Genomic DNA, 11,945 nt, shown 5'->3' on the forward strand with positions numbered 1-11,945 from the left:
GGTTCCCCGTGTGTGGTTGTGTGGGCTCGCTGCCCCCCCACCCCCCCCCCCCCCCCCCCCACTCTTTTTGGGTATATCCCCAAACCCGGGCCATGATCAACCAGGCGCGATCTGTACGCCCTGGATCCGCCCGGAACGAAATAGCAGGTAATGTCAGTGGATAGTCATCACATGCCGGACTGGAAGACCCCGAGTCCGAAGGAAGAACAACTCGATCGGGCGCTGCTGTCCCACACGGATGGTCGACTCCATGAGGCCGTCAAGGCCATGGTATCGGACAAGGAAATCAACCTGTACCACAGCTACGCCAATGTCGTCTCGGTACGCCGCTTGGGGTACAATGACCATGGACCCGTACATGCCCGTGTAACAACGTACAACGCCTTGAAACTCATGCGCCTCCTTCATGAAGGAGGGGTTGAAACGAGTCTGGTGGCGGAAGACGTGGCTACCTACGAGGATTCCTGTTTTGCCGTGGCGTTGGGATGTTTCCTCCATGACCTGGGCATGTCGGTTACGCGTGAGCGGCACGAATGGCATTCGATTATCCTGGCCGACAAAATCATCACTCGCTATCTGGACACCTTCTATCCCGACGACCTGGCCATGCAGATCGTACTGCGTTCGGTCATCCATGAATCGATTGTCGGGCATATGGCGCACGACCGGATCCATTCACTTGAAGCCGGTGTGGTGTTGGTCGCTGATGGTACCGACATGACGCGTGGACGCAGTCGGATTCCGATGAACCTGGAACGGGATCCCATGGTGGGAGATATGCATCGGTATTCTGCGAACTCCATTACGCGCGTGGATCTTGGGCCGGGAGCGAACAAGCCAGTCCGCTTGACCATCCAGATGAACGATGTAACCGGGCTTTTCCAGATCGAGGAAGTGCTCATGACCAAGGTGAAGGCATCACCGATCATGCCGTTCCTGGAGATTGCCGCCGAAATATCGGGCCAGGAGCCCAAGCTTTACCTGCGCTAAAGGGCTCATCCGCGTCCTGACAGCACGCGAGCAGCATCCCCGACACGCGTATTGCCGGTCAGCACACTGGCCAGGATTTCGCCCGTGAGTGCCCCGAACTTGAAGGAATGCCCCGATCCTCCGTAAAAATGGAGGCCCATTGGCGTTTCGCGGAGTTGGAAGCGGCTGTCTTCCTGGACGGCGTACCAACACGCGCGACCTGCCAGAATCCCGGGACCGGTCGGGTCGGCAATGCGGCTGCGGTACAAGTGCCCGAGTTCATCCAGTTCCTTACTGGAAACCTCTCGACTGTCGTCTGGCGATCCGGACCGGGAGAAGGTATGCATGCCGATTTTCCAGGGAGTACCGGCCACACCCGGCACGACGTATAGTCCACCCCGTTCGTCGAGGTCCAGGATCATGGGGTATGCTCCATCCGGGTGGCTCGCAATTCCGGCCCAGGAAGGCCGTTCCTGTAGATATCCGATGACTTGCCTGGAGGGAATCACGTCGGGCATGTGCGTCCAGGCCCCCGTGCACCACAACGTTGTTTGGTCCGACGGGAGATGCTCGGGAATGATGCGGCGGTTTTCCTGGATGTCCACGCCGGTTTGCCGGGCCAATATCGCCAGGTCCTCGAGGATACGATCTGCGAGCAGGATGCCCCCACCCGGAGCGTAGAGTGCGTCGTCCTGATGGTCCAGCAGGATCCAGGGAAACCGCTCCCTGAGGGCTCCCGCGGGGAGAGCTTCAACGGTCAGGCCGAGTCGGCGCAGGGACTTCACCGAATGATGGATCCATTTGGAGCCCTTGAAACCGACGGCGAGCGTACCGGTCGGGACGTACCGCGAGATTCCGGTCTGCTCCCACAGGCGGTCCCACGCGCGGTACGCGTCCACTACAAGTTGGGCATATCCGTGACGATCCCCGTACGTATGTCGAATGAGACGATGGGCATCATGACTGGACGATGCCGGGTTCGGGATGGGCCCTTGGTCGTACAACGTGACCGACATTCCCATTCTTCTGGCCTGGACGGCCGTCGACAGGCCGTGGATTCCGGCGCCGACAATGGAAACCTTCATGGCAGCTGCTGGAAAACCAGTGAGGCGGCAACCAGATCTTCGAGCGCATTTCCCACCGACTTGAAAACGGTAATCTCAGAGCGATCCTGTCGGCCGATGTGGCCACCGGAACACAGGTCGAACAAGTCCGCCTGGATATGGTTGGGCCCTATGGCGTGTTCATGGACAGCCTGAATTACGTCTCCAGCCTCGCTCAACGCTGCGTTGCGTTCATCCACGAACAAGCTGCTGGCGGCCATCAGGGCCGAATCGGATTCGCGCATGTCGGGGGTGAAGGCTCCCACAAGGTCAACGTGCGCTCCCGGACGGACATCCCGCAAGGTGATGAGTGGTTCCCTGCTCAGGGTTGCGGCACAAATGATATCGGATTCACCGATGGCTTGGTAAAGGTCCCGTACCACGTGGATTTCTTTGGCCCATCCGGACGAACGCACTTCAGAAGCCAGTTCTTCTGCCCGGTCGGGTGTCCGATTCCAGAGCAGGATCCGCGTTACGGGACGTACGTGGGCATGCGCAGAAATCAATGGCCCGGCCATCCGTCCGGCACCGATCATGAGCAGCGTTCCGGCGTCCGGTGCGGACAGGAAGGACGAAGCCAGGGCAGACGTTGCCGCCGTGCGCAGTCGTGTCAGGGCGTCGGCCGCCATCACCGCCAAACGTTCACCGGTAGCCCGGTCCAGGAGTACATAGGTCGCCTGTACCGAAGGGCGTTGATCCGGAAATATGGTCGCAATCTTGACGCCGAGATGGGTTCCCCATGACGGCATGGCGAGAAGGTGCCCTCCCGGAATCCGGAACGCAGCCCGGGTGGGTTGGCCGTGTGTGGATAATGCACTGGAAGGCGACGATGTACGCTGCTCGGCGAAGGCCAAGCGGAGTGCCGGCACGAGCGTCTCCCATGAAAGCCGGGCTGCTACCTCGTCATCCGTCAGAACGGTCATTCAAAACGATACGATCATGGTCATCCGGGCAATGACCTCAGGATTATCGTCAATGTCATCCTTGGACCAGATGACGTTCGGAACGAACTGGATTCCGGATTCCGGGACAAAAGCAAAGCCTGCCGTCACCCAGGTATTCCGGACGGTCGGAGTTTCGAATACGTCCACCCGGCCAATCAGACGTTTCGAATCCGAGACGGCATGACGGGCGAAGACCGAAATGCCGGTGCGCTGCAGGTCGCCGGGAGCCGCGTCAATGGTGCGTACCGAATGGAATGCTTCGATTCCGACGTTGGTCCCTCCGGACGTATATCCAATGAAGCCATTCACGTCCATCTGGGATCCATCCGCCCGGTCTGCAAAGGAGCTGCCCAGGGTGCCGTGAAAACGCTCGCCGGGTTTGAATTCCAGTTGACCGTAGACCTTCTTGTACTTGTCATCCTCCGGCGAAACACTGGTATTGCCGGCGACCATGACGGAATAACGCACGGATGGCAGGCGTCCCAACGGCCCGGAAAGCTTGACGCCCTGATCCCGGGACGAGGAGATGCCAGCGCGATCCTGAATGGTCTTCTCAAGTCCCCGATACCCCCATTGGGCCTCCGATATACCGAATACAGGGGGTGGAGAAAGACCCATCGTCAGGTTGTGACCTTCACCGATCGCATTTTTCCAAACGAGGAAAAGGTCCTTGACGAAGGGGGTCTGGGGACCGCTTCCATTCAATCGACTGCCCGCTCCGTCGAGACGCAATCGACCCGAGAAACGATCCGACTTCACGAAATCGGCTGTCAGATAGGCCCTCCGGTACTGGAAGGCATTCTCACCATCCGATGTGCCATCCGGCGAGGTGATGGTGTAGGCGTAATCGGCGTAGATCAGGCCGCTGAGTCGGACGGAATCCTGCGCGCGCAGTTGCAAGGCACTGCACGCCAACAGGATACCGCCAAGGGCCAGAAGGCGGTGTAACATGGAAGGTTGGCTGTTTGGCTGCGGCGCCATGTTACGCAACCTTGAACACTTCTGCGAATGTACCTCAGTCTTCCACGTTGTCAATCTGGGCTTTCTGCAAGCGACCGCTGTAGTCCACATACACGGTTTTCGTCTCGGTATAGAAGTCAAAGACTTCCCAGCCGCCCTCACGATGGCCGTTACCGGTAGCCTTGACGCCCCCGAACGGCATATGGGCCTCGGCGCCGATGGTCGGCCCGTTGATGTAGGTGATTCCGGCCTCGATGTCGTGCATGGCCTTGAAAGCCGTGGAAACGTCGTTCGTGTAGATGGCGGAGGACAGACCGTACTCCACATTGTTGGCGACCGCGATGGCTTCCTCGTAATCCTTGATCTTGATCACCGACAGAACCGGGCCGAAGATTTCCTCGCGCGCCACGCGCATGTCCGGAGTAACACCGGTGAGAATGGTGGGCTTGAAGAAGAACCCGTCCGCAAGCGCGCCATCCGTAGCACGGTTGCCACCCGTCAGGATCGTGGCGCCTTCTTCTTTTGCAACGCCCATGTAATACTCGATCTTGTCCATCCCTTTCTGGTTGATGACGGGGCCCATCTGCGTGGATGCGTCATTGCCGTAACCGATGACCAGGGCTTCGGCCTGCTTCTTCAGGCGGCCAACCAGTTCATCATGCAGGCTTTCATGCACGATCAGTCTGGATGTCGCCGTGCATCGCTGGCCGGTCGTACCGAACGCTCCCCAGACCAGTCCATCAAGGACCAGGTCGAGGTTGGCGTCTGCCAAAACGATGGCTGGATTCTTTCCGCCCATCTCCAGGGACAATCGCTTGTGCATGCGACCACAGGCCTCACCGATCCGGGACCCTGTTTCGGACGATCCTGTGAAGGAGACTGCGTCCACGTCCGGATGCTCAACGAGCGCCCGGCCAGCCGTACCGGCTCCCTGGACCAGATTGAGTACGCCAGGTGGCACGCCCGCATCGGACATGATCTTGACCAGGAGGGCGCCGGAGTTCGGGGCGTCTTCGCTGGGCTTGAAGACGACCGTATTCCCCGCGGCAAGTGCCGGAAACATCTTCCACGTGGGCACGGCAACCGGGAAATTCCACGCAGTTATGACGCCGATAACCCCGATGGGGCGACGGATGCTCATGTTGAACTTGTTCGGGAGCTCGCTGGGTACCGTGTGCCCGAACAGCCGACGCGTTTCCGTAGCCGCGTAGTAAGCCGTGTCGATGGCTTCCTGGACATCACCCTTGGTTTCAAAGAACGGTTTCCCCATTTCGCGGGTCATCTGGAACGCCAACTGGCTCTTGCGCTCCGTAAGGAGGTCGCCAATCCGCCGCAGGATGTCGCCGCGGGCCGGGGCGGGCATGCGACTCCAACTCCGGAAAGCTTTCCGTGCCGCTCGGACCGCATCGTCCACATCCTCGACCCCCGATTCCGGAAACTGACCGATCACGTCGCTGTGGATGGCCGGATTGATGTCCTTGAATGTTTTGCCGGTGGAGCCGTCTTGCCAGACGCCGTCAATGAAGTTCTGGGTGAGTACGTCGTTCATGGTCATGCTTGGGTCGAAATGTGAATGCCGTCCAAATTATACGGCGGAGCGTCCGGCATCAATCAAAGATTCTGCGCGGATTGTTCGTCCGGTCCGGGCACCGGGCGTATATTTCGAGCTGTCCAACCATCTGAGAGCCCATGAATCTGTCCGACCGACTTTCCGATCGCGTGAAGCAGGTACCGCCCAGCGGGATCCGTCGTTTTTTTGACATCGCCGCCACGATGGACGATGTGATCACCCTGGGAATCGGCGAGCCGGATTTCGTCTCTCCCCAGCCCATCATCCAGGCTGCAAAGGCCTCCATGGATGCGGGACGCACCGGATACACGTCGAACGCCGGCATCAAGGAGTTGCGTGACGCCATCTCGGAGCAATTGATGGCCAGGTACAACGTGTCCTACGATGCGGGCTCGGAGATCCTGACCACGGTAGGTGTTTCGGAGGCGGTCCAGCTGGTCATGCTGGCCGTTCTGAACCCCGGGGACGAAATCCTCATTCCCGAGCCCTGTTTCGTGTCCTATGGTCCGACAGCGACTTTTGCCGGAGCCAAGGTGGTATACGTTCCGACGTCCGTCGAGAATGATTTCCAGGTAACCGCCGAGGACATTGAATCGCGGATTACGCCCCGAACGAAAATGATCTTCCTGGCCTATCCGAGCAATCCCACAGGTGCTGTCCTTCGGCGGTCGTTCCTGGAGGAGATCGCGGAAGTGGTGGTGAGACACGATTTGCTCGTGTTGTCCGATGAGATTTACGACCGCTTGATTTACGGCAAGTCCTATGAGCGAGGGCACACCTGCCTTCCCTCCATCGGGACGTTGCGGGACCGGACCATCCTGTTGGGGGGATTTTCGAAGAACTACGCCATGACGGGCTGGCGCGTCGGATATGCATGTGCGCCGAAGCCCATTTACGATGCGATGTACAAACTGCATCAGTACATCATCATGTCCGCTCCGACAGCCGGCCAATGGGGCGCATTGGCCGCCATCCAGGACTGCCAGGACGATGTTGAGCGCATGCGTCTGGAGTACGACCGCCGCCGCCGTTTCATCGTGGACGGATTCCGATCCGCAGGGCTTCCCACGTTTGAACCCGAAGGAGCATTCTACTGCTTCCCGGACATCCGCTCGACCGGATTCACCTCTGAGGAGTTCGCGCAACGACTGCTGGAATCCGAGAAAGTTGCCGTTGTACCGGGGGATGCCTTCGGTCCCAGCGGGGCCGGTTACATCCGTTGTTCCTATGCGAATTCCATGGCCAACATCCAGGAGGCCGTCCGACGGATTACGCGTTTTGCCGAGCAGGCCCGGCACGAGGCATCGGTGGGAGCATGAGCATCCGCATCGCTTATCTCGTCGGAACCCTGGTCAGCCTCCTGCTGCATGTCGTCCTGGGTTGGGCATGGAGTGTGGTGGGTGCCATCCTGGCTGGCAGCTTGACGGACCGGCTGGGCGCACTGGTCGGAGCGACCAGCATGGTGCTGGCGTGGGGACTCGCCGTATTGTACAGTTTCATGGTGGCACCGGGCGAGACGGCGGAGATGGCAAGGGTGGTGGCGGCACTGCTTGGAAACCTTCCGTCACCCGTGACCGTCGCATTGACCCTTTTCATCGCAGCCGCGCTCGGTCTCTCCGGAGGCTGGTTCGGTTCAACACTCAGACGGATATTCTATCATGGACAACGAACAGATACGTAACCTGTTAGAGCGTGTGGGCACGCTCGGGAGGTATCTTTGACGTATCAGCTCACATAGAGGCCAGGGACGAACTGGCGAAAAAACGGCTCGATCCCTCGTTCTGGGACGACGTCCTGGCGGCACAGGCTGTGGAGAAGGAGATTTCAGCCCACAACGAATGGATCAATGCCTGGAACAGCATCCAGACTCGTGTGGAGAATGTCCAGACCCTCATGGAAATGGCGGCGGAGGAAGGCGAGCTCCTGGATGATGAAATCCAGGCCGAGCTGAATCCGCTTGAGCGGGAGGTCAACGAGCTTGAAATCAAGCAGTTGCTGAACGGTCCAGATGACCACCGGGACGCGATTGTCACCATCCACCCCGGTGCGGGTGGAACGGAGAGCCAGGACTGGGCCGACATGTTGGTCCGGATGTATACGCGGTGGGGCGAGCGCAACGGGTACAAAGTCCATCTCCTGGAGTATCAGGAGGGGGATGTGGCGGGTATAAAAAGTGCTACGCTCCACATTGCGGGCGACATGGCCTATGGTTACCTGAAGTCTGAATCGGGCGTCCACCGCCTGGTGCGGATCAGTCCATTCGATTCCAGTGGCCGGCGTCACACGTCGTTCTCCTCTGTATTCGTGTATCCCGAAATCGACGACACCATCGAGATCGAGCTCAAGTCGGACGATATCGAGTTGCAGGTATTCAGGAGTGGCGGGAAAGGTGGCCAGAACGTCAACAAGCTGGAGACCGGCGTCCGGCTGGTATGGACGGGCAAGCTGTCGGACGGTACCCAGCAGCGGGTTGCCGCGGAATGTACCGAGGAACGGAGTCAACTCCAGAACCGGGAGCGCGCCATGGTCATGTTGAAGTCCCGGATCTATCAGCTTGAACAGGATATCCTGCAGGCTGAGAAGAACAGGATTGAGGGTACCAAGAAGAAGATAGAATGGGGCTCACAAATCCGTTCCTACGTTTTCCAGCCCTATACGATGGTGAATGATCACAGGACGGAGACCAAGGTAACCGATGTCGATTCAGTCATGGACGGCGACCTGGACGTCTTCATCCAGGCTTTCCTGATGATGGACTGATGCAGTTGACGTTCGATTACCTGATTCTTGGCAGTGGAGCGGCCGGCCTGTCCATAGCGCTTGAATTGGCCCAGTCGGGTTCAGTGGCCATCGTGACCAAGAAAGAAGCGGTGGAATCGAACACGAATTATGCGCAGGGTGGCATAGCTGCGGTCATGGATGCCGGAGATTCCATCGAGGCACATGTCCGCGATACGCTGATTGCCGGGGCAGGGTTGTGTGATGAACAGGCCGTCCGCACCATTCTTGCTGATGGCCCGGACCGGATCCGCGAACTCCAACAGGGTGGAGCGCGCTTCACAGAGCACGACGGAGCACTTCATTTGGGACGTGAGGGTGGCCATGGCAAACATCGCATTGTACATGCCGCCGATGCCACGGGTCGGGAAGTGGAGCGATCTCTTCTGGAGCGTGTCCAGGCGCACCCGGACATCCGGATTTTCGAGCATCATATGGCCCTGGAGCTCATAACAGAGCATCATCTGGGTCAGTATGTCAGTCGAGTGACACCGGATATCCACTGTTTCGGGGCCTATGTCCTGTCCGAGCAGGAGGAGCGCGTGGTGACCTTCCTGGCCAAGGTCACGCTCCTGGCCACTGGCGGGGCCAGCCAGGTCTACCTGCACTCCACCAACCCGGTGGTCGCTACTGGAGATGGGGTGGCCATGGCGTATCGGGCCAAGGCGCTCATATCCAACATGGAATTCGTTCAATTCCACCCCACGTCCCTGTATCATCCGGATGCCAACCGCTTCCTTATATCCGAGGCGGTACGAGGGGCCGGGGGGAAGCTGCGGAATCTCGCTGGAGAGTGCTTCATGTCCAGGTACGATGCCCGCGAGGAATTGGCCCCCAGGGACATCGTGGCCCGCGCCATCGATGATCAGCTGAAGTCGCGAGGGGAGCCCCACGTGTGGTTGGATGTGACGCATCTGGATGAGCAGGAAGTGGTGGCGCATTTCCCGACCATTCATGCAGCCTGCCTGGGCTGGGGCATAGATATAACCCAGGACCTGATTCCCGTCGTTCCGGCCGCTCATTACATGTGTGGTGGTGTCAAGACCGATGTGGACGGCAAGACCTCCATCAGGAATCTGTATGCGGTAGGCGAAGTGGCCTGTACGGGTCTGCATGGTGCCAACCGACTGGCATCCAACTCCTTGCTCGAGGCGCTGGTCGTCGGGCGCCGGGCCGCGGTTTCGGCGCGTCAGGATGCGGCGTCCACGACCTTGTGCCCGACCATCCCGGAGTGGGATGACTCGGGTACGTCCAATCCCACTGAATGGGTGCTCGTGTCCCACAACCGAGACGAACTCCAGCGCATCATGTGGGACTATGTAGGCATTGTGCGTTCGCGCTTGCGATTGGAGCGCGCCCGGCGACGCATCCATGTACTGTATGAAGAGACGGAGGAATTCTACCGGAAATCCAATGTCTCTACGGGCTTGGGAGAATTAAGGAACATGATTGCCGTGGCCTATCTGATCGTGAAATCGGCGACGACACGACGTGAAAGCCGTGGTTTGCACTATATGACGGATTACCCGGAGATGCGGGAGGACCGGGCGCAGCCGACCCTTCTCTGAACGTCAGCGGGGAACATTTCAGGGACCCAGGCATGCCTTGGGAGAAGCGGACAGTCCGTTGCTTCGGAAGCAGATTCCGTTGTATATTGGAGGTTCGGAGAAAAGGGGAGGCGGATGAGGCCGCCCCTTTTTGTTGATGAGCGGATTCTGGTGGCGCCCGTCCGAGCTTCGGACCGGGCGTTTTTTACAACTGGCATCCGTGTCCGTTTACATAGAAGCCAGACCGTGATCAGCCAGACCGACATCGTGACGGACATCGCCACACATACTGAAGCATCTTCCAGGACCGGAGAGACGACGCAATCGCGTATCCGTGCCGCCATGGAGGAATTGCTGCACTCGTCCGACCACTTCATCGTGGACGTTGCGGTGCGTGGACGCAGCGGGTCCATTGTTGTGGAGGTATATCTGGATGGCGACGACGGCATTGGTATCCGCGATCTGGCAGCATACAGCCGCGAGTTGGGTTTTGTCCTGGAGGCGGAGGACGTCATCCGGGGCAAATATCATCTCAATGTGTCATCGCCCGGAGAAGAACGCAGCCTGGTCCTTCCGCGTCAGTACCCGCGTCACAAGGGCCGGATGCTGGAAGTCGTGGTCGGGGAAGGTGATGCAGCCGAAGCCTTGGAAGGAAAACACGCCGGAATGGATGATGACGGACGGCTCATTCTGGAAACCGCAAAGGAGACGCGGAAAGTCGATCTCTCGTCGATTTCCCGGGCTCGCATAAAGTTACCCTGGTAGGGATCCACCAACATGCAAAGTTCAGACCTTGTATCGTCGTTTGCCGAGATTGCCCGTGAAAAGGGCATAGACCGGGATAACCTGCAATTGATCATCGAAGATGTGTTCAAGGCGATGATCCGCAAGCGTTATGGCGCGGACGATTCGTTCGAAGTCATTTTCAATCCGGATCATGGTGACATGCAGATCATCCATGTCCGGGAAGTCGTGCCCGATTGGGACGTGGAGGATCCTGCCACGCAGATCGAGGCATCGGCCGCGTTATTGGTGGACGAGGATTTCGAGGTCGGCGACGAAGTGGCCGAGGAAATCGACCTGAAGGATTTTGGTCGCCGGGCCGTCATGACCGCTCGTCAGACGTTCAGTCAGCGTATCCGTGATATCGAGAAAGACAACGTTTTCGATTGGTACAAGGATCTCGTGGGCGAGGTCGTCGTGGGCGAAATCTACCAGATTCGTCGTCGGGAGATGTTGGTCATCCACAACAAGGTGGAGTTGATCATGCCTCGCCATGAACAGATCCACCGGGACCGCTACCGCAAGGGGGACATGGTCCGTGCTGTCATCAAGGAGGTCGGCCGGGATGTCGCCGGCAATCCGCAGATCATCATTTCCAGAGCCGATCCGTTGTTCATGGAGCGGTTGTTCGAATTGGAAGTACCGGAAATCGATGAGGGAATCGTGGAGGTGAAAAGGATCGTCCGGGAGCCCGGTGATCGGGCCAAGGTGGCGGTCATCAGCCACGACGATCGCATAGATCCGGTGGGGGCTTGTGTCGGTATGAAGGGCTCGCGCATCCATGCGGTTGTTCGCGAACTCGGCAACGAGAATATCGACGTGGTCCAGTGGTCAGACGATACCATGGAATTGATTTCACGTGCACTTTCCCCGGCAAATCCGGTTCAGATCATCACGAACGATGAATTGAATCCTCCCCGTGCAAAAGTGGTCGTCAAGGCGGATGAAGTCAGCCAGGCCATTGGGCGTGGTGGCATCAATATCCGGCTCGCATCCGCACTCACCGGGTACGAAATCGACATCTACCGTGAGATTGCCGACACGGAGGAAGACATCGAAATCACCGAGTTCGCGGATGAGATTCCTGCGGACCTCCTGCAGCAGCTGCGGGATATCGGTTGTGACACGGCCCGCGCCGTGATGGAGTTGTCCCGTGACGAACTCATACGACGTACCGGGATGGAGGAAGTCGCTGCGGAACTCATCATGCGGGTCATCAAATCAGAGTTTGACGAAGAGGAGGGAATGGCCCCCTGACGCCGTACAACTGACGCCCTCCAATATCGCACTG

Annotated in this window: 11 protein-coding genes; 7 read left to right on the forward strand and 4 right to left on the reverse strand. The window is 58.7% G+C overall.

All coding sequences use genetic code 11. The annotated features are described in order from the left end of the window. The first annotated feature begins 171 nt into the window (after positions 1 to 171). On the forward strand, positions 172 to 990 hold the full coding sequence (locus RIE53_02660) for a phosphohydrolase (GenBank protein ID MEQ9103579.1): 819 nt from the start codon (positions 172 to 174) through the stop codon (positions 988 to 990). 5 nt (positions 991 to 995) lie between these two features. Here RIE53_02660 and RIE53_02665 read toward each other — a convergent pair whose 3' ends face one another. The 4 genes from RIE53_02665 to RIE53_02680 form a co-directional block, all read right to left on the reverse strand. Continuing rightward, complete coding sequence (locus RIE53_02665) at positions 996 to 2,054, reverse strand: FAD-dependent oxidoreductase (GenBank protein ID MEQ9103580.1); 1,059 nt, start codon at positions 2,052 to 2,054, stop codon at positions 996 to 998. Next, on the reverse strand, positions 2,051 to 2,995 hold the full coding sequence (locus RIE53_02670; protein MEQ9103581.1) for an ornithine cyclodeaminase family protein: 945 nt from the start codon (positions 2,993 to 2,995) through the stop codon (positions 2,051 to 2,053). Before RIE53_02670 ends, RIE53_02665 begins: the two co-directional genes overlap by 4 nt. Beyond that, the gene (locus tag RIE53_02675; protein MEQ9103582.1) at positions 2,996 to 3,967 is read right to left on the reverse strand and encodes a hypothetical protein; all 972 of its coding nucleotides are present in this window, start codon (positions 3,965 to 3,967) and stop codon (positions 2,996 to 2,998) included. Positions 3,968 to 4,031: 64 nt separating this feature from the next. Beyond that, on the reverse strand, positions 4,032 to 5,525 hold the full coding sequence (locus tag RIE53_02680) for an aldehyde dehydrogenase family protein (GenBank protein ID MEQ9103583.1): 1,494 nt from the start codon (positions 5,523 to 5,525) through the stop codon (positions 4,032 to 4,034). Between the two features lie 140 nt (positions 5,526 to 5,665). Here RIE53_02680 and RIE53_02685 point away from each other — a divergent pair, with 140 nt between their 5' ends. From RIE53_02685 to nusA, 6 genes are all read left to right on the forward strand, one after another. Further along, positions 5,666 to 6,865 carry an aminotransferase class I/II-fold pyridoxal phosphate-dependent enzyme gene (locus tag RIE53_02685; GenBank protein MEQ9103584.1) on the forward strand — a complete coding sequence of 400 codons (1,200 nt, stop codon included), beginning with the start codon at positions 5,666 to 5,668 and terminating at the stop codon, positions 6,863 to 6,865. Next, positions 6,862 to 7,227 carry a hypothetical protein gene (locus RIE53_02690; GenBank protein MEQ9103585.1) on the forward strand — a complete coding sequence of 122 codons (366 nt, stop codon included), beginning with the start codon at positions 6,862 to 6,864 and terminating at the stop codon, positions 7,225 to 7,227. The genes RIE53_02685 and RIE53_02690 overlap by 4 nt, the downstream gene beginning before the upstream one ends. After that, a protein-coding gene (gene prfB, locus RIE53_02695) for a peptide chain release factor 2 (protein ID MEQ9103586.1) occupies positions 7,205 to 8,306 on the forward strand; the annotation gives its coding sequence in 2 pieces (ribosomal slippage) (positions 7,205 to 7,264 and positions 7,266 to 8,306; 1,101 coding nt in all). The genes RIE53_02690 and prfB overlap by 23 nt, the downstream gene beginning before the upstream one ends. Beyond that, entirely contained in the window at positions 8,306 to 9,892 is a 1,587-nt protein-coding gene (gene nadB, locus RIE53_02700; GenBank protein ID MEQ9103587.1) for an L-aspartate oxidase, read from the forward strand. The genes prfB and nadB overlap by 1 nt, the downstream gene beginning before the upstream one ends. A gap of 225 nt (positions 9,893 to 10,117) precedes the next feature. Beyond that, the gene (locus tag RIE53_02705; protein ID MEQ9103588.1) at positions 10,118 to 10,636 is read left to right on the forward strand and encodes a ribosome maturation factor RimP; all 519 of its coding nucleotides are present in this window, start codon (positions 10,118 to 10,120) and stop codon (positions 10,634 to 10,636) included. A 12-nt stretch (positions 10,637 to 10,648) separates the two neighbouring features. Next, positions 10,649 to 11,911 (forward strand): transcription termination factor NusA, encoded by a 1,263-nt coding sequence (gene nusA, locus RIE53_02710; GenBank protein MEQ9103589.1) that lies wholly within the window; start codon positions 10,649 to 10,651, stop codon positions 11,909 to 11,911. Positions 11,912 to 11,945 lie beyond the last annotated feature (34 nt).

Source organism: Rhodothermales bacterium, assembly GCA_040221055.1.
In the GTDB taxonomy this organism is placed as follows: domain Bacteria; phylum Bacteroidota; class Rhodothermia; order Rhodothermales; family UBA10348; genus 1-14-0-65-60-17.